20 protein-coding genes and 1 pseudogene are annotated in these 22,264 nt (G+C 59.1%); 19 read left to right on the forward strand and 2 right to left on the reverse strand.

Translation table 11 applies throughout. The features are described 5' to 3' along the window. The 19 genes and pseudogenes from GIW04_RS04520 to GIW04_RS04610 all read left to right on the forward strand — a co-directional run. Positions 1 to 341: pseudogene (locus GIW04_RS04520) on the forward strand (IscS subfamily cysteine desulfurase); the annotation flags it as partial. 99 nt (positions 342 to 440) lie between these two features. Continuing rightward, on the forward strand, positions 441 to 827 hold the full coding sequence (gene iscU / locus GIW04_RS04525; RefSeq protein WP_003175965.1) for a Fe-S cluster assembly scaffold IscU: 387 nt from the start codon (positions 441 to 443) through the stop codon (positions 825 to 827). Positions 828 to 855: 28 nt separating this feature from the next. Further along, on the forward strand, positions 856 to 1,179 hold the full coding sequence (gene iscA, locus GIW04_RS04530; protein WP_003175963.1) for an iron-sulfur cluster assembly protein IscA: 324 nt from the start codon (positions 856 to 858) through the stop codon (positions 1,177 to 1,179). A gap of 8 nt (positions 1,180 to 1,187) precedes the next feature. After that, a complete protein-coding gene (gene hscB, locus GIW04_RS04535; protein WP_003194018.1) occupies positions 1,188 to 1,709 on the forward strand; it encodes a co-chaperone HscB in 522 nt (173 codons plus the stop codon). Positions 1,710 to 1,760: 51 nt separating this feature from the next. Further along, positions 1,761 to 3,623: a Fe-S protein assembly chaperone HscA gene (gene hscA / locus GIW04_RS04540; RefSeq protein ID WP_003194017.1), complete on the forward strand. Its 1,863-nt coding sequence runs from the start codon at positions 1,761 to 1,763 to the stop codon at positions 3,621 to 3,623. A 3-nt stretch (positions 3,624 to 3,626) separates the two neighbouring features. Continuing rightward, a complete protein-coding gene (fdx, locus tag GIW04_RS04545; protein WP_003194016.1) occupies positions 3,627 to 3,968 on the forward strand; it encodes an ISC system 2Fe-2S type ferredoxin in 342 nt (113 codons plus the stop codon). 14 nt (positions 3,969 to 3,982) lie between these two features. Continuing rightward, positions 3,983 to 4,183, forward strand: a complete 201-nt coding sequence (gene iscX, locus GIW04_RS04550) for a Fe-S cluster assembly protein IscX (RefSeq protein ID WP_003194015.1) — start codon at positions 3,983 to 3,985, stop codon at positions 4,181 to 4,183. A 91-nt stretch (positions 4,184 to 4,274) separates the two neighbouring features. Next, positions 4,275 to 4,700, forward strand: coding sequence for a nucleoside-diphosphate kinase (gene ndk / locus GIW04_RS04555; RefSeq protein WP_003175956.1), 426 nt, complete (start codon positions 4,275 to 4,277; stop codon positions 4,698 to 4,700). Between the two features lie 29 nt (positions 4,701 to 4,729). After that, positions 4,730 to 5,878: a 23S rRNA (adenine(2503)-C(2))-methyltransferase RlmN gene (gene rlmN, locus GIW04_RS04560; RefSeq protein WP_236478936.1), complete on the forward strand. Its 1,149-nt coding sequence runs from the start codon at positions 4,730 to 4,732 to the stop codon at positions 5,876 to 5,878. Positions 5,879 to 5,890: 12 nt separating this feature from the next. After that, complete coding sequence (pilW, locus tag GIW04_RS04565; protein ID WP_003194013.1) at positions 5,891 to 6,649, forward strand: type IV pilus biogenesis/stability protein PilW; 759 nt, start codon at positions 5,891 to 5,893, stop codon at positions 6,647 to 6,649. Next, positions 6,649 to 7,644, forward strand: coding sequence for a RodZ domain-containing protein (locus tag GIW04_RS04570; RefSeq protein ID WP_034133609.1), 996 nt, complete (start codon positions 6,649 to 6,651; stop codon positions 7,642 to 7,644). The genes pilW and GIW04_RS04570 overlap by 1 nt, the downstream gene beginning before the upstream one ends. Positions 7,645 to 7,646: 2 nt before the next feature. After that, on the forward strand, positions 7,647 to 8,756 hold the full coding sequence (ispG, locus tag GIW04_RS04575; RefSeq protein ID WP_003175952.1) for a flavodoxin-dependent (E)-4-hydroxy-3-methylbut-2-enyl-diphosphate synthase: 1,110 nt from the start codon (positions 7,647 to 7,649) through the stop codon (positions 8,754 to 8,756). 23 nt (positions 8,757 to 8,779) lie between these two features. Further along, positions 8,780 to 10,069 carry a histidine--tRNA ligase gene (hisS, locus tag GIW04_RS04580; protein ID WP_003194011.1) on the forward strand — a complete coding sequence of 430 codons (1,290 nt, stop codon included), beginning with the start codon at positions 8,780 to 8,782 and terminating at the stop codon, positions 10,067 to 10,069. A 41-nt stretch (positions 10,070 to 10,110) separates the two neighbouring features. Next, complete coding sequence (locus tag GIW04_RS04585; RefSeq protein ID WP_003194010.1) at positions 10,111 to 10,752, forward strand: YfgM family protein; 642 nt, start codon at positions 10,111 to 10,113, stop codon at positions 10,750 to 10,752. Continuing rightward, positions 10,745 to 11,896: an outer membrane protein assembly factor BamB gene (gene bamB, locus GIW04_RS04590; RefSeq protein WP_003194009.1), complete on the forward strand. Its 1,152-nt coding sequence runs from the start codon at positions 10,745 to 10,747 to the stop codon at positions 11,894 to 11,896. Before GIW04_RS04585 ends, bamB begins: the two co-directional genes overlap by 8 nt. 65 nt (positions 11,897 to 11,961) lie before the next feature. After that, positions 11,962 to 12,135: a hypothetical protein gene (locus tag GIW04_RS04595; protein WP_158497562.1), complete on the forward strand. Its 174-nt coding sequence runs from the start codon at positions 11,962 to 11,964 to the stop codon at positions 12,133 to 12,135. A gap of 21 nt (positions 12,136 to 12,156) precedes the next feature. Further along, positions 12,157 to 13,626, forward strand: coding sequence for a ribosome biogenesis GTPase Der (der, locus tag GIW04_RS04600; RefSeq protein ID WP_003194008.1), 1,470 nt, complete (start codon positions 12,157 to 12,159; stop codon positions 13,624 to 13,626). A gap of 134 nt (positions 13,627 to 13,760) precedes the next feature. After that, positions 13,761 to 14,909: a pyridoxal phosphate-dependent aminotransferase gene (locus GIW04_RS04605; RefSeq protein ID WP_120248562.1), complete on the forward strand. Its 1,149-nt coding sequence runs from the start codon at positions 13,761 to 13,763 to the stop codon at positions 14,907 to 14,909. After that, on the forward strand, positions 14,897 to 15,688 hold the full coding sequence (locus GIW04_RS04610; protein WP_120248640.1) for an amidohydrolase: 792 nt from the start codon (positions 14,897 to 14,899) through the stop codon (positions 15,686 to 15,688). The genes GIW04_RS04605 and GIW04_RS04610 overlap by 13 nt, the downstream gene beginning before the upstream one ends. A 167-nt stretch (positions 15,689 to 15,855) precedes the next feature. On the opposite strand, the gene leuA is transcribed toward GIW04_RS04610, so the two are convergent. Further along, positions 15,856 to 17,535, reverse strand: coding sequence for a 2-isopropylmalate synthase (gene leuA / locus GIW04_RS04615; protein WP_014719812.1), 1,680 nt, complete (start codon positions 17,533 to 17,535; stop codon positions 15,856 to 15,858). 399 nt (positions 17,536 to 17,934) lie between these two features. Further along, the gene (locus tag GIW04_RS04620; protein ID WP_236478937.1) at positions 17,935 to 21,750 is read right to left on the reverse strand and encodes a membrane-targeted effector domain-containing toxin; all 3,816 of its coding nucleotides are present in this window, start codon (positions 21,748 to 21,750) and stop codon (positions 17,935 to 17,937) included. Positions 21,751 to 22,264: the final 514 nt, after the last annotated feature.

Genomic DNA, 22,264 nt, shown 5'->3' on the forward strand with positions numbered 1-22,264 from the left:
GCATGACCGCCCGTGTACCGCACAACCTGAATTTGAGCTTCAACTACGTCGAAGGCGAGTCGCTGATCATGGCGCTCAAGGACCTGGCGGTATCGTCCGGTTCGGCCTGCACCTCGGCGTCCCTTGAGCCTTCGTATGTACTGCGCGCCCTGGGCCGCAACGACGAACTGGCACACAGCTCGATCCGCTTTACGTTCGGCCGCTTCACCACCGAAGAGCAAGTCGACTACGCCGCGCAGAAGGTCTGCGAAGCCGTCAACAAGCTGCGCGTTCTGTCGCCACTGTGGGACATGTACAAAGACGGTGTCGATATTTCCAAGATCGAGTGGGCGGCACACTAACTATAGAAGCCGCCACCCAAGCTCTGTAGGAACGTGGCGGAAAACGCAGGCGTTTCTACAGGGTTCCAGAGCGGCCCTGATGAGTGAGGATTCAGTACCATGGCTTACAGCGAAAAGGTCATCGACCACTACGAAAACCCGCGCAACGTCGGCAAGATGAACGCGGAAGATCCTGATGTCGGCACCGGCATGGTCGGCGCTCCGGCGTGCGGCGATGTGATGCGCCTGCAGATCAAGGTCAACGATGCTGGTGTTATCGAAGACGCCAAATTCAAGACTTACGGCTGCGGTTCGGCCATCGCCTCCAGTTCCTTGGCGACCGAATGGATGAAAGGCAAGACCTTGGATGAGGCTGTCACCATCAGCAACACCCAGCTGGCCGAAGAACTGGCGCTGCCGCCAGTGAAAATCCACTGCTCGGTACTCGCGGAAGACGCCATCAAGGCGGCCGTTCGCGACTACAAGCAGAAGAAAGGCTTGATCTAAGCATTTGGCGACGAGTAAGGAGTCAACGATGGCTATCAGCATGACAGAAGCGGCTGCGCAGCACATTCGCCGCTCCCTGAATGGGCGCGGTAAAGGTGAGGGGATTCGTCTGGGTGTACGCACCACGGGCTGTTCCGGCCTTGCCTACGTGCTGGAGTTTGTCGACGAGGTGGTTGCAGAGGATCAGGTGTTCGAAAGTCACGGCGAGAAAGTGATTATCGACCCCAAAAGCCTGACCTACCTGGACGGCACCGAACTCGATTTCGTCAAGGAAGGGTTGAACGAAGGCTTCAAGTTCAACAACCCTAACGTGCGCGGTGAATGTGGCTGCGGCGAAAGCTTCAACATCTGAGGCTACTCGTGGGTACTCCTTGTCATTTCGCTTTATTCGAGCTGCAGCCGAGCTTTCGGCTGGACCTTGAGCAGCTTGCCACGCGCTACCGTGAATTGGCGCGTGGCGTGCATCCGGACCGCTTTGCCGACGCTTCCGAGCGTGAGCAACGCTTGGCGCTGGAGCAATCGGCCAGCCTCAACGAAGCCTATCAGACGCTAAAAAGCCCCCCGAAACGCGCACGTTATTTACTGGCGATGACGGGCGGCGAGTTGCCGATGGAAGTCACCGTGCATGACCCGGACTTCCTGATGCAGCAGATGCAGTGGCGCGAAGAGCTCGAAGACTTGCAGGACGAAGCCGATGTGGCGGGTGTCGTGGTCTTCAAGCGCCGTCTGAAGGCGGCCCAGGATGAGCTCAACGAAAGCTTCGCAGCCTGTTGGGATGATGCGGCGCAACGTGAGCAGGCCGAACGCCTGATGCGGCGCATGCAATTCCTCGACAAGCTCACCTACGAAGTGCGCCAGCTAGAAGAGCGCCTCGACGATTAACCCAGTGCTGCCCGTGATGCACGCCTGATAGACAGATAAGACCTGATTACCATGGCTCTACTGCAAATCGCCGAACCCGGCCAAAGCCCTCAACCGCACCAGCGTCGCCTGGCGGTCGGGATTGACCTGGGCACCACCAATTCCCTGGTTGCTGCCTTGCGCAGCGGCCTGTCCGAGCCACTGCCTGACGCCGATGGGCAGGTGATCCTGCCGTCCGCCGTGCGTTATCACGCCGACCGCACTGAAGTGGGCGAATCGGCCAAATTGGCCGCGTCCGCAGACCCTTTGAACACGGTGTTGTCGGTCAAGCGCTTGATGGGTCGTGGGTTGTCCGACGTCAAGCAATTGGGCGACCAACTGCCGTACCGCTTTGTCGGCGGTGAATCCCATATGCCGTTCATCGACACCGTCCAGGGGCCCAAGAGCCCGGTGGAAGTGTCGGCTGATATCCTCAAGGTGCTGCGCCAGCGTGCAGAAAGCACCCTGGGCGGTGAGCTGGTAGGGGCGGTGATCACTGTTCCGGCGTATTTCGATGACGCCCAGCGCCAAGCCACCAAGGATGCGGCGAAACTTGCCGGCTTGAACGTGCTGCGCTTGCTCAACGAACCGACTGCGGCGGCGGTGGCCTACGGCCTCGATCAGCACGCTGAAGGCCTGGTCGCTATTTATGACCTGGGCGGCGGCACCTTCGATATTTCGATCCTGCGCCTGACCGGCGGTGTGTTCGAAGTGCTCGCGACCGGCGGCGACAGCGCCCTGGGTGGCGATGATTTCGATCACGCTATTGCTGGCTGGATCATCAGCAGTGCTGGCTTATCGGCCGACCTGGACCCAGGCGCGCAGCGCAACCTGCTGCAAACTGCCTGCGCGGCCAAAGAGGCGCTGACTGACGCTGCTTCTGTTGAAGTGTCCTACGGTGACTGGTCGGCACAGCTGACCCGCGAAGCCTTTGATGCGCTGATCGAGCCGATGGTCGCCCGCAGCCTCAAAGCCTGTCGTCGTGCTGTGCGTGATTCCGGTATCGAGTTGGAAGACGTCGGTGCAGTGGTCATGGTCGGCGGTTCCACCCGCGTGCCGCGCGTGCGCGAAGCGGTCGCCGAAGCCTTTGGGCGCCAACCGCTGACCGAAATCGACCCGGATCAAGTGGTCGCCATCGGCGCTGCCATCCAGGCCGATACCCTGGCTGGTAACAAACGCGATGGCGGCGAATTGCTGTTGCTCGACGTGATCCCGTTGTCCCTGGGCCTGGAAACCATGGGTGGCCTGATGGAGAAGGTGATTCCGCGCAACACCACCATCCCCGTCGCCCGTGCCCAGGACTTTACTACCTACAAAGATGGCCAGACAGCCATGATGATTCATGTGCTGCAAGGTGAGCGCGAGCTGATCAGCGACTGCCGTTCCCTGGCGCGCTTTGAATTGCGTGGCATTCCGGCGATGGTGGCCGGTGCCGCCAAGATTCGCGTGACCTTCCAGGTCGATGCCGATGGCTTGCTCAGCGTGGCTGCGCGTGAGCTGGCTTCGGGCGTGGAGGCCAGCATCCAGGTCAAGCCGTCCTACGGCCTCACCGATGGCGAAATCGCCAAGATGCTCAAGGATTCGTTCCAGTATGCCGGTGACGACAAGGTCGCCCGCGTATTGCGCGAGCAGCAAGTGGATGCCCAGCGCCTGCTCGAAGCGGTGCAGGGTGCCCTTGAAGCCGATGGCGAGCGCCTGCTGGATGCTGAAGAACGCATGGTCATTGACCTGCAAATGCAGGAACTGGCCGAACTGATGAAAGGCAACGATGGCTACGCCATCGAGCAACAGACCAAGCGCCTGTCGCAAGTGACTGATGCCTTTGCCGCCCGCCGTATGGATCAGACGGTTAAAGCCGCGCTGGCGGGCCGCAACCTGAATGAAATTGAGGAATAACTGATGCCGCAGGTCACTTTTCTACCGCACGCCGAGCATTGCCCGGATGGCATGGTCGTGGAGGCCGAGACCGGCAAGTCCCTGCTCGACGTCGCGCATGACAACCACATCGAGATCGAAAGTGCCTGTGGCGGTGTCAATGCCTGCACCACTTGCCACTGCATCATTCGTAAAGGTTTCGATAGCCTCAATGAGGCTGACGACCTGGAAGAAGACTATCTTGATAGGGCGTGGGGCCTGGAGGCGACGTCGCGCCTCAGTTGCCAGGCGAAAGTGGGGACTGAAGACCTCACCGTCGAAATCCCGAAATATTCGCTCAACCATGCGGCCGAAGCGCCGCATTGATTCAAGGAAGTGTCATGAGTCTTAAATGGGTTGATGTACAAGAGATCGCTATCCTGTTGGCTGATGGCAACCCGGATCTGGATCCTTACTCCCTGAACTTTGTGGCTTTGCGTGACATGGTCATGGCGTTGCCTGGGTTCGAAGATGAGCGTGATCGTGGTGGTGAAAAGGTCCTGGAAGCTATCCAGACTGCCTGGAAAGAAGAACAGGACTGACGCCTCCCTCACGCAGTTAGGCAATACCCAATAACCCGCGTATAATTCGCGGGTTTAATTTTTCGTAAATTACCGTTTCTGGAGTTACACCATGGCTGTTCAACGTACTTTCTCCATCATCAAGCCTGACGCTGTTGCAAAAAACGTCATCGGCGAGATCACCACTCGTTTCGAAAAAGCCGGCCTGAAGGTTGTAGCTTCGAAACTCAAGCAACTGTCCAAGGCTGAAGCTGAAGGCTTCTACGCTGAGCACAGCGCTCGTGGCTTCTTCGGCGACCTGGTTGCCTTCATGATCTCCGGTCCTGTTGTTGTTCAGGTTCTGGAAGGCGAAAACGCTATCGCTCTGAACCGTGAGCTGATGGGCGCTACCAACCCTAAAGAAGCGGCTGCTGGCACCATCCGTGCTGACTTCGCTGAATCCATCGACGCCAACGCTGTTCACGGCTCGGACTCTGAAGCTGCCGCTGCTCGCGAAATCTCGTACTTTTTCGCTGCTACTGAAGTAACCGCTCGCTAAGCATCGGCTTAAAGAGTGAGGGTGAATCCATGACTACATCGACTGTTAAAACCAACCTGCTGGGTCTGACTCAGCCGGAAATGGAGAAATTCTTCGACTCAATCGGGGAGAAGCGTTTCCGTGCCGGTCAGGTAATGAAGTGGATTCACCACTTTGGCGTCGACGATTTCGACGCCATGACGAACGTCAGCAAGGCCCTGCGCGACAAGCTCAAGGCCATTGCCGAGGTGCGTGGTCCCGAAGTGGTCAGCGAGGACATCTCCAGCGACGGTACCCGTAAGTGGGTCGTGCGCGTGGCGTCCGGCAGCTGTGTCGAGACCGTGTACATTCCCCAGGGCAAACGTGGCACTTTGTGCGTTTCGTCCCAGGCAGGCTGTGCCCTGGATTGCAGTTTCTGCTCCACCGGCAAGCAAGGCTTCAATAGCAACCTCACCGCCGCCGAAGTTATCGGCCAGGTGTGGATTGCCAACAAATCCTTTGGCAGCGTCCCGGCGACCGTCGACCGTGCCATCACCAACGTGGTGATGATGGGCATGGGTGAGCCGCTGCTGAACTTCGACAACGTGATTGCGGCCATGCACCTGATGATGGACGACCTGGGCTACGGCATCTCCAAGCGCCGTGTGACCCTGTCGACCTCCGGCGTGGTACCGATGATCGATGAGCTGGCCAAGCACATTGACGTCTCCCTTGCGTTGTCGCTGCACGCACCTAATGACGCATTGCGTAACCAATTGGTGCCGATCAACAAGAAGTATCCGCTTAAGATGCTGCTCGAGTCGTGCCAGCGTTATATGGCGACCCTGGGTGAAAAGCGTGTGTTGACCATTGAGTACACCATGCTCAAGGACGTCAATGACAAGCTGGAACACGCGGTCGAGATGATCGAATTGCTCAAGGACACCCCGTGCAAGATCAACTTGATCCCGTTCAACCCGTTTCCCCATTCTGGCTACGAGCGGCCGAGCAACAACGCCATCCGTCGTTTCCAGGATCAACTGCACCAGGCCGGCTATAACGTCACTGTGCGAACCCCCCGTGGTGAAGACATCGACGCCGCGTGTGGCCAATTGGTAGGGCAGGTGATGGACCGCACCCGCCGCAGTGAACGTTATATCGCCGTGCGCGAACTTAACGCCGCTGAAGATTTGCCGCAAATCGCTGTGAATCGAATCTGAGAGAGGATCTCTATGCCCTTGCGCCTTGCGCTGCTTTTACTGTTTACCGGCCTCGTGGCCGGTTGCGTTTCATCGGGCCATGACAGCCCGTTGCGCACTGATAAAGGCCGTGATGAGGCGCGAGTTGCCTATGTGCAACTGGGTTTGGGGTACCTGCGCCAAGGCATGAGCGAGCAGGCCAAGGTGCCGTTGAAAAAGGCCCTTGAGCTGGACGCCGATGATGCTGATGCCAATGCTGCGCTGGCCCTGGTGTTTCAGGCCCAGGCCGAGCCCGAGCTGGCCGACCGCTATTTTCACAAGGCCCTGGCCTCCCGTCCTGCCGACCCGCGGCTGCTGAACAACTACGGCAGTTTCCTGTTCGAACAGCAACGGTATGACCTGGCGTCACGTTATTTCCAGCAAGCCGCCACCGATACTCTCTACCCGCAGCGTTCGCGGGTGTTCGAGAACCTCGGTGTTACCTCGATGCGCCTCGGCCAACGCGACAGCGCCCGCCAGCAACTGGAAAAAGCCCTGCATTTGAACAGTCACCAGCCACGGGCATTGCTCGAAATGGCTGAGTTGTCTTACGAAGACAGGCATTATGTGCCGGCACGTGACTATTACGAGCGTTTTAGCCTGCTCAGCGGGCAAAATGCACGTAGTCTATTGCTCGGTGTGCGCCTGGCGACGGTTCATGAAGAACACGACACGGCCGCACGTTTTGGCCAGCAACTCGAACGACTCTATCCCGGTACGCCGGAATATCAGCAATACCTGTCGGAGCAATGATGAAAGCCGCGCACCCGGAAGATGTAGCAGCTAATCGCGTCAACCCAGGCGAAACCTTGCGCCAGGCCCGCGAAAGCAATGGTTGGTCGCTGGCGGAAGTGGCCCTCAAGCTCAATTTGACCAGCACCTCCCTGGCCAATCTGGAAGCCGGCGCGTTCGACAAGCTGCCTGGGCACACCTTTGCCCGCGGCTATATCCGCGCCTATGCCAAATTGCTGGGCATCGACCAGGCCGTGCTGGTCCAGGAGTTCGACCAGTTCACCGGTACCGACGCCCAGGGCAGTAATGTCCATGGGTTGGGGCGTATCGAGGAGCCAACGCGGGTTTCCCACACGATTTTGCGAATTGTCAGCCTGTTGTTGCTGATTGCCGTGGTCGGCGGCGGTTTTGTCTGGTGGCAGGACCAGACCTCCCAGCGCAACAAAGACCTGACCAGCAATGCCATGGAACATGTCGAAGTCGAAAGCGCCGACGGCACTACCCAGATTCACCCGTTGGACGAGCCGGAAGACCAGGCCGTGGTAGAAGGGCAAGCCGCGCCGCAAGCGCCGGCCACTGCCGAGCAACCCGCGCCAGACGCTGGCACGGCCCCGGCTGTGACGGCTGCGGTGCCGGCTCCGGCGGTTCCAACCGCTCCGGCAGCACCCGTGGCCCAGGCTCCGGTGGTTCCGACACCTGCTCCTGCGACCCCTGCGCCAGCCGCACCCGCAGCGCCGGCGATGTCGCCTCCCACCACCCCTGCGTTGATCGCCGGTGATGGGCGCGTACAGATTACCTTCATCGCTGACTGCTGGACGCAGGTCACCGATGGCAACGGCAAAGTGCTGTTCAGCGGTTTGAAGCGTAAGGGAGATACGCTTGACCAGGGCGGCAAGCCTCCTTTGACGCTGCGTCTGGGCTTTGCCCGTGGCGCGCAAGTGGCCTACAACGGCCAGCCTGTAGACGTGGCGCCGTTCACCAGTGGCGAGACTGCTCGCCTCAAGTTGGGACAATAGTCATGCACGGCGAATCTCCAATCAAACGTCGCGTATCGCGCAAGATCTGGGTCGGCTCGGTGCCGGTGGGTGGCGATGCCCCCATCGCAGTGCAGAGCATGACCAACAGCGACACCAACGATGTGGCCGCCACCGTGGCCCAGATCAACCGTCTGGAAGCTGCCGGCGTGGACATCGTGCGGGTGTCCGTTCCGGACATGGACGCAGCCGAGGCCTTTGGTCGTATCAAGCAGTTGGTCAAGGTGCCACTGGTTGCCGATATTCACTTCGACTACAAGATCGCATTGCGCGTGGCCGAACTGGGTGTGGACTGCCTGCGTATCAACCCCGGCAACATCGGGCGTGAAGATCGCGTGCGTGCCGTGGTTGATGCTGCCCGGGATCGTGGTATTCCGATCCGCATCGGCGTCAACGCCGGCTCCCTGGAAAAAGACCTGCAAAAAAAATACGGCGAGCCCACGCCGGCGGCCCTTGTTGAGTCTGCACTGCGCCACGTTGAACACCTTGAACGCCTGAATTTCCAGGACTTCAAGGTCAGCGTAAAGGCTTCCGACGTGTTCATGGCCGTAGAAGCCTATCGCCTGCTGGCCAAGGAAATCGTGCAACCGTTGCACCTGGGTATCACTGAAGCGGGCGGTTTGCGCTCAGGCACGGTGAAATCTGCGGTGGGTCTCGGTATGCTGCTCGCCGAAGGGATTGGCGATACTATCCGCATCTCCCTGGCGGCAGACCCCGTAGAGGAAGTGAAGGTCGGCTACGACATTCTCAAATCCCTGCGTTTGCGTTCCCGTGGTATCAACTTCATCGCCTGCCCGAGTTGCTCGCGGCAGAACTTCGACGTGGTGAAAACCATGAACGACCTGGAGTTGCGCCTCGAAGACCTGCTGGTGCCGCTGGATGTCGCAGTGATCGGTTGTGTGGTCAACGGGCCGGGTGAGGCCAAAGAGGCCCACGTGGGCCTGACCGGTGGTACACCGAACCTGATTTACATCGACGGTAAGCCGTCGCAGAAGCTAACGAATGACAATCTGGTGGATGAGCTGGAAAAGCTGATCCGCGAGAAAGCGGCCGAGAAGGTCGCCGCTGACGCAGCGCTGATCGCTCGCGGCTGATTGACCGAATTTAAGGATCTGATGTGAGCAAGTCTCTGCAAGCCATTCGTGGCATGAACGACATCCTGCCGGAGCAGACGCCACTGTGGCGCTACTTCGAGAGCACGGTCGCGCGCCTGCTGGATAACTACGGTTACAAGCAGATCCGCATGCCGATCGTCGAGTTCACCGAACTGTTCAAGCGCTCCATCGGTGAAGTGACCGACATCGTCGAAAAAGAGATGTACACCTTTGAAGACCGCAACGGCGACTCCCTGACCCTGCGTCCGGAAGGCACTGCCGCGTGCGTGCGCGCCGTACTGGAACATGGCATCACCGGTGGTGGCCAGACCCAGAAGCTGTGGTACATCGGCCCGATGTTCCGCCACGAGCGCCCTCAGAAAGGCCGTTATCGCCAGTTCCACCAGATCGGTTGCGAAGTTTTCAACCTGGACGGCCCGGACATCGACGCCGAGCTGATCGTGCTGACCTGGCGCCTATGGGGCCAGTTGGGCATTCGTGATGCGGTCAAGCTTGAACTCAACAGCCTGGGCACCAGCGAGTCCCGTGGGCGCTACCGCGAAGCCCTGGTCGAGTACCTGTCCGCCCACCTGGACAAACTGGACGAAGACAGCCAACGCCGTCTGAAATCCAACCCGTTGCGCGTCCTGGATACCAAGAACGCCGACACCCAGGCCGTGCTGGTCGATGCGCCGAAAATGGCCGATTACCTGGACGACGAGTCCCGCGTGCACTTCGAGGGCCTCAAGGCTCGCCTGGATGCAGCCGGTATTCCCTACGTGATCAACCCCAAGCTGGTGCGTGGCCTCGACTACTACAGCAAGACCGTGTTCGAGTGGGTCACCGACAAGCTCGGCGCCCAGGGCACCGTGTGTGCCGGTGGTCGCTACGACGGCTTGGTCGAGCAAATGGGCGGCAAGCCGACCACGGGCGTAGGCTTTGCCATGGGCATTGAGCGGCTGATCCTGCTGCTGGAAACCCTGGAGCAGGTCCCGCAAGAGATTTCCCGCCAGGTGGACGTGTACCTGTGCGCCTTCGGCGAGGCTGCCGAACTGGCGGCCCTGGCCTTGAGCGAAAAAGTACGTGACCAACTGCCGAGCCTGCGCCTGCAGGTCAATGCCGGCGCTGGTAGCTTCAAGAGCCAGTTCAAGAAGGCCGACAAGAGCGGTGCGCTGTACGCACTGATCCTCGGCGATGACGAGCTGGCCCAGCAAGTGGTAGGTTTCAAACCCCTGCGTGGCCAGGGCGAACAACAGAACATTGCCTTTGATGCGCTCGCTGCGCACTTGGCCACCTGCGTCGTGCAGGGTTGAAGCTGTCGAACAGCCGAATTTAGCGATTAAGGAGTATTGGGGTGTCGAGTACTGATGATGAGCAACTGGCCGAGTTCAAGGACTGGTGGCAGCGTAACGGCAAGCCCCTGGTTACGGGCGGTCTGCTGGCTTTAGTGGTGGTGTTCGGCTGGCAAGCCTGGACCAAGTATCAGGCCAACCAGTCCCAAGGCGCCTCGATCGTTTATCAGCAATTGCTGGAAACTACCCTGACCCCGGACGGCAAGCCTGATCCTGCGCAGGTTGCAGACCTGGCCGGCAAGCTGAAAAACGAATTCGGCGGTAGCACCTACGCCCAATACGGCAGCCTGTTCGTCGCGAAAGTCGCGGTCGACACCGGCAAGCTGGATGACGCGGCCACCGAGCTGAAGGCCATCGCCGACAAGCCGACCAACCCGACCCTGGGTGAAATCGCACGTCAGCGCCTGGCACAGGTATTGGCGGCACAGAACAAGGCTGACGAAGCACTCAAACTGCTCGACGGCGATGCTGACAAGGCATTCGTGGCCACTCGCGAAGAGCTCAAGGGCGACCTTTTGGTCCAATTGGGTCGTACCGACGAAGCCCATGCTGCGTACCAAAAAGCCAAGGCGGCGCTGTCTGATGAAGCGGCGGTCGGTGGCTTACAAATCAAGCTCGACGACTTGGCCAAAGGGGATGCGTGACGTGATCCGTTGGAAACATGCAGCATTGCTGGCTCTGGCCGTTTTGGCCGCGGGTTGCAGCAGCAACAGTAAAAAAGAACTGCCGCCTGCCGAGCTGACCAGCTTCAAGGAAGAAGTGGTCCTGCAAAAACAATGGAGCCAATCCATTGGTGATGGGCAGGGCGACCTCTATAACCTGTTGCAGCCGGCGATTGACGGCGACAACATCGTGGCCACTGATTCCACTGGCGTTGTAGTTGCCATGGATCGCATGAACGGCGACGTCAAGTGGAAGAAAGACCTCGAACTGCCGGTTTCCGGCGGTGTGGGCGTCGGCTACGGCATGGTGCTGATCGGTACGCTCAAGGGTGACGTGGTCGCGCTGGACTCCAGCACCGGTGAAGAGAAATGGCGCGCTCGCGTGACCAGTGAAGTGCTCTCGGCACCGGCGACCAACGGCGATATCGTCGTGGTGCAAACCCAGGACGACCGCGTGATCGGCCTGGATGCCTCCACCGGCGACCAACGCTGGTTGTACGACAGCACCCCTGCGGTGTTGACCCTGCGTGGTACCAGTGGTCCGATTGTGACCAACAACCTCGCGGTTGCAGGCCTGTCGACCGGTAAAGTGGTTGCCCTCAATACCCAGAACGGCGTGCCGGCCTGGGAAACCCGTGTGGCTATCCCACAAGGTCGTTCCGAACTGGATCGCGTTGTGGACATCGACGGCGGCTTGCTGCTGTCGGGTGAAACGATCTACGTCGCCACCTACCAGGGCCGTGTTGCCGCGCTGGACCTGCAAAGCGGCCGCATCAACTGGCAGCGTGATGCTTCCAGTTATGCGGGTGTCGCCCAAGGGTTTGGCAGCGTCTATGTGAGCCTGGCATCCGGCACCGTTGAAAGTGTCGATGAGCGTTCCACCACTGCACTGTGGAGCAATGACTCCCTGGCTCGCCGTCAACTGTCGGCACCGGAAGTTTTCTCCAGCTACGTGGCGGTGGGTGACTTCGAAGGCTACCTGCACCTGCTGAGCCAGGTGGACGGTCGTTTTGTCGGTCGCCAGCGTATCGACAGCGACGGCCTGCGTGCGCGTCCGCTGGTGGTGGGTAACATGCTTTATGTGTATGGCAACGGCGGCAAGCTGGAAGCCCTGACCATCAAGTAAAGGTTTGACTATGCTTGGGGTAACCCCCAGGCGGCCCTGCTTCAATGCTCTGTGTAGGAGCGAGCTTGCTCGCGAAGGACGTCAACGATAACGCGGGTTTTCTGGATAAACGCGGCGTTCTCGGTTTTTTCGCGAGCAAGCTCGCTCCTACAGTAGTAGTGCCAGAGCAGGGCATGTGGCATTTCAAATGCCGCCCCGAGCACCAGCCGCTGCCCTGCAGCGGCTTTTGTATTTTCTGAAATAACGAAGTGGAGAGCCGCATGGTTCCCGTAATCGCCCTGGTGGGCCGACCTAACGTCGGCAAGTCCACCTTGTTCAACCGCCTGACCAGGACTCGTGACGCCATTGTCGGCGACTTGTCCGGTCTGACCCGTGATCGCCAATACGGTGAGGCAAAGTGGCAAGGGCGCTCCTACATTATTGTCGACACCGGTGGTATCTCCGGTGACGAGCATGGCATGGACGAAAAGATGGCCGAGCAGTCGCTGCTCGCTATCGAAGAAGCCGATGTGGTGCTGTTTCTGGTGGACGCCCGCGCGGGCTACACCGCTGCCGACCAGATGATTGGCGAGCACCTGCGCAAGCGCAACAAGCGTTCCTATCTGGTCGCCAACAAGATCGATAACATCGATCCTGAGGCGGCCCGTGCCGAATTCAGCCCGATGGGCCTGGGTGACGCGATCCCGGTCGCCGGTGCTCACGGTCGCGGTATCACCCAGATGCTGGAAATCGCCCTGCGCGACTTCCCCAAGGATGATGTCGAGGAAGAAGAAGGCGAAGAAGAGATCGTTGCTGAAGGCGAGGAAGCCAAGCGCATTCCGGGTCCGAGCGAAAAAGACGGTATCAAGATCGCCATCATTGGCCGTCCGAACGTCGGCAAGTCGACCCTGGTCAACCGTATGCTCGGTGAAGACCGCGTTATCGTCTACGACCAGCCCGGTACTACCCGCGACAGCATCTACATCCCGTTCGAACGCAACGAGGAAAAGTACACGCTGATCGACACGGCCGGTGTGCGCAAGCGCGGCAAGATCCACGAAGAAGTTGAAAAGTTCTCCGTGGTCAAAACCCTGCAAGCCATCAAAGACGCCAACGTGGTGATCTTCGTGATGGACGCCCGCGAAGGCGTGGTAGACCACGACCTCAACTTGCTGGGCTTTGCCCTGGAAGCCGGTCGCGCCCTGGTGATCGCGATCAACAAGTGGGACGGCATGACGCCGAGCGAGCGTGATTTCGTCAAGATCGAGCTGCAACGTCGCTTGTTCTTCGTCGAATTCGCCGATATCCACTTTATCTCGGCACTGCACGGCACTGGCGTGGGCAACCTGTACGCGTCCGTCCAGAACTCGTTCAAGTCTGCGGTCACCCGCTGGCCGACCAACCGTCTGACCCAGATCCTGGAAGACGCGGTGGGCGAGCACGCACCGCCGATGGTCAACAACCGCCGGATCAAACTGCGTTACGCCCACTTGGGTGGTGCCAACCCGCCGATTATCGTGATCCACGGTAACCAGATCGAGAAGGTGCCCAAGTCGTATGTGCGTTACCTGGAAAACACCTACCGCCGTGTCTTGAAGCTGGTCGGTACGCCGATCCGTATCGAGTTCAAGGGTGGCGATAACCCATACGAAGGCAACAAGAACACACTGACCGACCGTCAGGTGAACAAGAAGCGTCGTTTGATGACTCACCACAAGAAGGCCGACAAGAAGCGCCGTGACAAGAAATAACGGCAGCTTTGAGTGGTAAGCGACACGCTGCAAAAAAGGGCTCCTTTGGAGCCCTTTTTTGTGCGCGACCGTTTGTGCCTTGACCCGATGCAATAGGCAGCTTAAAACTTGGGGCTCACCTGCAGGGGCTTTTGATGATCACCAGTAAGCTGCCAAACGTCGGCACGACCATTTTCACCACCATGTCACAACTCGCCGCTGAAACTGGCGCGCTCAACCTGTCCCAAGGTTTCCCGGATTTCAATGGCCCGCAAGGTTTGCTCGACGCAGTGGGCAAGCATATCGCTCTGGGTCACAACCAATACGCGCCCATGACCGGCTTGCCCGTGTTGCGTCAGCAGGTGGCCGCCAAGATTGCTCGCAGTTATGGCGCCACAGTCAATGCCGACAGCGAGGTGACCATCACCCCTGGTGCCACGGAGGCGATCTTCTGCGCGATTCAGGCGGTGATTCATCATGGCGATGAAGTCATCGTGTTCGACCCCAGCTACGACAGCTATGAGCCCTCGGTGGAGCTGGCCGGTGGTCGTTGCGTGCACGTGCAACTGAGCCTGGACGGTTTTGCCCTGGACTTCGAGAAGATCAAGGCGGCGCTGTCACCGCGCACCCGCATGATCATCATCAACTCGCCACATAACCCCACCGGCGCACTGATCAGCCGCGCCGAGCTGGACCAGTTGGCCGAACTGATCCGCGACCGTGATATTTATCTGGTCAGCGATGAGGTCTACGAGCACCTCGTATTCGACGGTGTACCCCACGTCAGCGTATTGGCCCATCAGGAACTGTATCAGCGCGCCTTTGTGGTCAGCTCCTTCGGCAAGACCTATCACGTGACCGGCTGGAAAACCGGTTACGTGGTCGCGCCTCCGGCCCTGACGGCCGAACTGCGCAAGGTGCATCAATATGTCAACTTCTGCGGCGTGACCCCTTTGCAGTACGCTTTGGCGGACTTCATGGCCGAACACCCGGAACATGTCGAAGAGCTGCCGGCCTTCTATCAGGCCAAGCGGGACCTGTTCTGCGAGCTGCTGGCGCCATCGCGCTTGAGCTTTACCCGGGTGACCGGCACTTACTTCCAACTGGTGGATTACTCGCAGATTCGCCCAGACCTGGATGACGTGGCCATGTCCCTGTGGATGACCCGCGAACATGGCGTGGCGACCATTCCGGTTTCGGTGTTCTACCAGCACCCACCCCAAGGCCAGCGCCTGGTGCGCCTGTGCTTTGCCAAACGCGAGGAGACGCTGCGACATGCGGCGCAAAAACTATGCGTGATCTGAGTACATTGCCCAATCTGAACATTGCCCTGGTGCAGACGAGCCTGGCCTGGCATGACCGCCAGGCCAATTTCGAACACTTCGAGTTGCTGCTGGAGCAGGCCAAAGGCGCCGACTTGATCGTGCTGCCAGAGATGTTCACCACAGGGTTTTCCATGGAATCGGCAGCCCTCGCCGAGCCGGAAAACGGCCCCACCCATCATTGGCTCCAGGCCCAAGCGGCAAAGTATAAGGCCGTGATTACCGGCAGTGTGATCATCCAGGCCGCCGATGGCAGCCACCGCAACCGCTTGCTGTGGGCGCGGCCGGATGGCGAGGTGTTGCATTACGACAAGCGCCACCTGTTCCGCATGGCCGGTGAACATGACCATTACACCCCAGGCGAGCGCCAGGTGCAGTTCGAATTGAAGGGTTGGCGCATTCGTCCGCTGATCTGCTATGACCTGCGCTTCCCGGTGTGGAGCCGCGATGCCCAGGATACGGACCTGCTGCTGTACACCGCCAACTGGCCAGGTGCGCGGCGTCAGCATTGGAATCGGCTGTTGCCGGCGCGGGCGATTGAGAACCTGTGTTACGTGGCGGCGGTGAATCGGGTCGGCACGGACGGTAAGGGCTTTGCCTACACCGGCGATAGCCAGGTGCTGGATTTTCAGGGGGAGACGTTGCTGAGTGCGGGTGAGGCGGATGGGGTGTTCCAGGTGATCCTGGATGCGGCGGAGCTGGCGGCTTACCGTACGCGGTTCCCGGCGAACCTGGATGCCGATAGTTTTCAGTTTGTCTAAGGCTCTGAGATTGTTCCCACGCTCTGCGTGGGAACGCCTCTTGGGACGCTCTGCGTACCGCTTCTAAGGGCGGACGCAGAGCGTCCAGGGCTGCATTCCCACGCAGAGCGTGGGAACGATCAGGCCCCTGGATTCTCACCCAGGGGCCTTTTGCATTACGGCAATGCTTACGCGGCTTTGGCTTCCAACTGGCTCAACGAACGGTTCAACGCACTGAACAGCGCCTTGAAGCTGGCGGTAGTGATGTTTTCATCGATCCCCACACCATGCACCGGGCGTTCGCCGTTCACGCGCAGTTCAATATAGGCCGCTGCCTTGGCATTGGTACCCGCACCAATCGCGTGCTCGTTGTAGTCCATGATCTCCACGCCAATCGGCAGGCCCGCTACCAGCGCTTCCAACGCACCGTTGCCTTTGCCCTTCCAATGCAGGTTGGTTTCGCCCTGGCCTTTGCCGGAAACTTCCACCTCGACAAAGCTGTTGCCATTCTCTTCCTGCAGACGGTGGCTGACCAACGCGTACGGCGTGTTGGCTTGCAGGTATTCACGCTGCAGCAAGGCGTAGATCTGTGGTGCGGTCATCTCCAGGCCCACGCGGTCGGTTTCGGCCTGTACCACCTGGCTGAACTCGATCTGCATGCGACGCGGCAAGCTGATGTCGTATTCCTGCTCCAGCAGGTAGGCGATACCGCCTTTACCCGACTGGCTGTTCACACGGATCACCGCCTCGTAGCTGCGGCCAATATCGGCCGGGTCGATCGGCAAGTACGGCACTTCCCACAAGGCATCGTCTTTCTGCTGGGAGAAGCCTTTACGGATCGCGTCCTGGTGCGAGCCGGAGAACGCGGTGTGTACCAAGTCGCCGACGTATGGGTGACGTGGGTGCACCTGGATCTGGTTACATTCCTCGACCACTTTGCGTACGCCGTCGATGTCGGAGAAGTCCAACTGCGGGTCCAGGCCCTGGGTGTACATGTTCAGCGCCACGGTGACCAGATCGACGTTACCGGTGCGCTCGCCGTTGCCAAACAGGCAGCCTTCAACACGGTCGGCACCGGCCATCAGGCCCAGCTCGGTGGCCGCCACGCCAGTGCCACGGTCGTTGTGGGTGTGCAGGCTGATAATCACGCTGTCGCGACGGTTGATATGGCGACCGAACCACTCGATCTGGTCGGCATAGATATTCGGCGTGGCGCATTCAACCGTGGCGGGCAGGTTGAGGATCATCTTGTGCTCAGGCGTGGGGTTCCACACCTCGATCACTGCGTCACAGACTTCCTTGGCGAATTCCAGCTCAGTGGCGCTGAACGTCTCTGGGGAGTATTCGAACGTCCACTGGGTTTCCGGCTGCTGGGCAGCGTACTTGACGAACAGCTTGGCCGCGTTGACCGCGATGGCCTTGATGCCGTCCTTGTCCTGGTTGAACACGATGCGGCGGAACGACGGCGAGGTGGCATTGTACAAATGCACAATGGCTTTCTTGGCGCCGCGCAGGGATTCGAAGGTGCGTGCGATCAAGTCTTCACGGCCCTGGGTCAGCACCTGGATGGTGGTGTCCTCGGGGATGTGGTTGTCTTCGATCAGGGTACGCACGAAGTCGAAGTCGGTTTGCGAAGCAGCCGGGAACGAGGCTTCGATTTCCTTCACGCCAACGGCCACCAGGGTCTTCCAGAAGCGCAGCTTTTTCACCGCGTCCATCGGCTCGATCAGCGACTGGTTGCCATCACGCAGGTCGGAGCTGCACCAGATAGGCGCTTGGGTGATGGTCTTCGACGGCCAGGTACGGTCCGGGATGTCGATGGTCGGGAACGCGCGGTATTTCGAAGACGGGTCTTTGAGCATGCTCATCGGGAAATCCTTGGTTGTAGGGGCCGAGAAAAGGCGGCCTGCCGTAGAACTGTTATTGGGGATAAAACTTGAGGACGAGGCAGATCGATTCAGCCTGGCAGTCGTGCGCTGACTAGGCACAGGCTGCGGTGCTGGCGGAGCTGAATGAGGGTGTGAGAGGTTTTCATAAGCCCAACCCTAACCGTGGCCAAGTGAGATGGCAAGGTGGCCAGGAAAAATTGATAGATTTTCTGTGTAAAACAAGCTTTATAGATATTTATTGCTAATAATATCTTATGTTCTTCACATTGTTGCGCTGCTGTAGGTGGTGGCGCAATTTTGGTCATGAGGTTTTCACGTGTCCCAGCATGCGACAGTGAGAGGCTCACCATCGCGCAAACAACGCACGACGGTGATTGCTCAAGTGACTTTATGGAAGATCTGATAATCCCCTACCGTGAGGCTATTCGTGACGTTAGCCCCGGGATCTCTCGGGATTGATGGGCCGCTGATGGCAACACTTTTGTTGAATGTTGTGTCGGGGTACACGCCTATGCCCACCCCTCCATTGAGTTCCGCCAGACCTGGAACGTTTCGGGCCGTGTTCATATGGGCCCGGCCTACCAAGGCGAGTACTTTTTCGCCCGGCTTGCGTGTTTCCAAGATACGGCTCGCGAAGTAATTGAATTCTTGCAGGCGAGTAATACCTTCGTCGTTGTCCCCAACGTACTTATAGAAATCGGGCATATCCGATCGGCGGGTCAAGTAGTGGTGCTCGAGGGATTTGACGGTGATTCCATTGTCATTGGCAAGTTGAACCAGTTCCGAGAGCGTGGGAGACGCGCCTTGAGGACGGTGGGCCCCCATGCCCACATCCATGAGCTGGCCCGCGGCATTGGTTTCGACATTCTCAAGATAAAGTGTGGTAAACCCAGACTCTTTGAGGGCCTGCATATTCTCTTTGAGCATCTGGAAACTGGCGATTTCGTTATGGCGCTCGCCCAGTACCACCACATCAGTGATTTCGTAGGCCTTACGCAACAGGTCGGCCGGCGAGGTGCCGGGTGCGAGCTCCAGCCGGGGCGGGCGCGGCGGCATCTGGCCTTGAGTGAGCATGTTCTTGTAGAAGTTATACAAATCCCGCCTGAACCAATACCTGGCCACAGGCAAGGTTTTAGCGGTGAAGTCGGCTTCGACCAGCCGCCCTCTGTTGAGGCTGAAATACTCGGCGTCTGGTAACGCTGGTCGGGTAGGGGCCCCGGCGCCTGTCGTCGAAGTTCCCGGTGTCGGCGTGGGGGCTCCACCGGGCAGTTGATTCAGGCGCCATTCACCGTTGCCCGCATGTTGTACAGAGGCGACGATCCTGCTGCTTTTGGGCGCAGTTGATGGGACGTTCGGGTCGATGATATTGACCCAGCCACTGCGAGCGTGAAAGGCTGAATCGATCTGATAAACCCTGCTCACGCGGGTACTGTCGGTAAATCGGATGAACCACTCGTCGCCAACGTTATAGGTACCGTCACTCCTGAGCGTCCGACCGTTGATCATGTCGCCAGGCCTGGCGTACGCACTCAAGTCGCGCTCTGGAATGACGGCGTCGTTGGGCGTGCGTGAGCCGGCAATAGTGTTGCCGGTGCTGGCGAAGGGGCGCGCCGGCACTGGGCTGACGGGCGCAGGCAGTGCTCTTGGCCCAGGGCGCGGGGTAATCGCGCCTGTGGCCGTCGACGATTTGAATACCGGGCGCATGGGGGCCGCGCGAACATTGGAGATACCCGACGCAGACAGAGTGAAATCACTGTAGATCGCCCGTCCCAGGCCGGGTCTTTTGATCAGGTGTGGCAACACTCTGCTGTTGGCACGCAGTGCGCTGATGCCGGCTTTGCCCAGACGAAAACCCGCAGACACGCCCTTGCCAGCCACGGGTATCAGGTCAGTAAAGATCAATGCCACTTCAATGCCGAACTCGATTTTGTTCTTGAGCGATTGCCGTGCGACCTGCGCACTGCTTACGGACTGGTGATCCGCTCGGTCGATCGCCATCTGTACGTGTTGCTTGTACAGATGGTCTTGGAAATCACCTTTTATGGGCTCAAGGCGAGTGGCGCCTCCCAGCAGCTTGACCGACGAAACCACCAGTTCGGGGGACATCAATTTCGTTGGGTTGTACGCAACTTCTTTAAGCGCTCCCTTGAACTGATCGATCTCATCTTTACTGACCGGTGATTTTCTTTGCGCGATATAGGTTGCCCACTCTTTTTTCTCCAGGAGGGTGTTGAGGGCCGTGTGATCCGCCACTTCGCGATAAGTAATGCCGTCGGGAGCCTTGGGGGTGTACAGCACCAGTGATGGATCTGTCTGGTTGCCGATCACCATTACGCCCTGCACCGCTAGCCCCCTGTGGAGCAGGCTGTTGGCGACGATGGTTTTCCCATCGACTTGAGGGCGGGTGGCCGGGTCGGGGTGAGTCAGTACCGCATCCGCCCACTGCGCCGCGCGTTTATGGATGTTGTCGCTGGCCAGTTCCGTATAGGCGTCGGGGCTGAGTTCTGCCAGAAACGCCTCTTTGTCCATCGCGTCTGCCAGATGAGCTTTCCACGCTGTGCGCAAGTGCACAGCGCTCCCCGATTGGGCATCTGGAGCCATTTCCTGTTTGAGCAGTTTGGTGTATTCGCCCCCGACATCGGTGGTATTGACCAGTGCCTTGAGGTCGTCGGTATCCAGGGTAACCGGCTTGCCGCTCAGGTCTCGCACAGGCTTGCCGTGCTTGTCGCGCAGAGGCAAGGTCATTTTCTCATCGGTGTATACACCTCTTTCGACGGCAGGGAAGCCACTGGGATTCTTCAGCGCCAAGTCGGTCAGGGACACCGCGTCTTGTTTCGAATAGAGGGGTTGGCCAGTCCCTCTCCCACCGTGGATGGCGGTGCGGGTGTGGACCTGCACCATGAGTTGATCCGCATCGATTTCTGCTGCCGGGTATCGCTGTTTGATGGCTGCATTCAGGCGATCACGGGCGAAGGTGTTCAGCGCCGGGATTTTTTCAAGCAGGGGCGTCAGCGCATCCAGGCTCTGTTCCTGCGACTTTTCCAAGTGCAAAAACAAGGCTTCTTGAAAGGGGCTTAGATTCTTCAACCATTCGGGTTGGAGTTTGTCGGTCAGTTTGGCGTCCCGGGCCAGCATGGCGTTGGTGCCATCGATGAGGTACGACCAATCGGCCGCATTATCGATACCTTCCAATGTGGCACTGTCGAGAAGAGGGTTGACGGTTTTGCCTGGCGCCAATGCTGTGCTCAGGTGGGTATTAATGTCTGCCCGCTGGCGTTTGAGCATCCAGGGGATGGATTGCGCCAACACATCCCCGGCCGATGGCTCGACACTGGACATCAGATCTTTTCCGGTAATAGGATCGGGCCGGTTTTGCAGAGCCGGGGGCAGGCCTTGCAGGAGCAACTTGGCCTCGACACCGCCCTGGTCCAGGCGGCTGGCCAAAGCCTGGCGCGCATGGGCCGGGGTTGCGAATTCCTCGAAACCTTCGCTGGGCGTGTACATCACGACGGGGCCATTGTCATCGTTGAGCGCAAGTGCGCGCCCATTCGGCCAGGTGGGCGGCGTAGCATATGAGCCGTCTTTTCGGGTGATGAGAAAGGCCCCTGGCAGCATCGCGCCATGTTCCGTTTGGTCATCCACAGTGACGGGGTACACCCCAAAGCGATCACCGTCGGTGAAGCGTTTTTCTCGGTCTTGCAGGGTGGGGTAGCGCAACGCGGAGTCGATCAGGTCTTTGCCGGTCGCGCTCAGGGTGCCATCGCTCAGGCGCAGTGAGGCGAGGATCGACAGCTGCTTTTTGTGCAGGAACAACAGTTGCTCTTGCGGCGGCATCTGGAGAGTCGGCTGATTTTCCACCGGCCGCGGTGTGCTCCAGTATTCTTCAAGCGCCTGCGGGTATTGCGTGGCAATGCTGCGAGCAATGGATTGCAATGTGCCTTCGGTAAAGACCGGTACCGCCAGGTCGGCAATGGTTCGTCGATGAGTGAATTGAGTGCTTATGCCCCGCTCCGGGCGCATCAACGCATTCGGGTTGGCCTGGATGTCGCGGATCATCCTGGCCAGCGCAGTCATCAGGGGTTCTGAAGAGGCCAGTGATTCGCGTCCATCGCCCACGCGGTAGCGATTGAAACTGAGCATGTCGGTATCCAGCGGCCTGATCGCGGGGAACGCCTCCTCAAGTTGCGCCTGCACAAAGGCCTTGAAGCCGGGTTGCTGGCTGTGCAGGCGTTGCATGTCTTCAGTCAGCATCGCGTGTTCAGTGGTGAACTGTATTTCATTGCTGGGTTTGAAATGCTTCACCAACTGTTGGTATCGCATTTTCGCCGGGGTTATACCTGACGAGGCGGGAGTAGGCGGGTGATCGGGGGCGTAATTGGCGGCGGCGGGCAAGGGGACTGATGCAGGTTGTTGCAGAGTTGCGGGTGGTGTAGGCGGGCTGGTCGGGGGGGTACCGGGTGAGGCGTGAGATGAGGTCAAGAGGTTTTGCGAATGTCGCTCTGACAGTGCTGGGGTAAGGGACATGGAAAGAGTCTCATGGGAATTGGATCTCCAATGCTCAGGTCCTGCTCATTACGTCCGTGTAAATCGCTGGTTGAGTGAGTCTCGGGTGTCGGATGGTTCATCGCAAAAGTGTAAGAAGATCACAGTGCATTGCAGCGAACCTGCGGCAGATCAGGCGTCAGCGCAGGAAATCACTGACGCCCCT

The sequence above is a fragment of the Pseudomonas sp. PA-4-8C genome, from assembly GCF_021606625.1.
In the GTDB taxonomy this organism is placed as follows: Bacteria; Pseudomonadota; Gammaproteobacteria; order Pseudomonadales; family Pseudomonadaceae; genus Aquipseudomonas; species Aquipseudomonas lactis.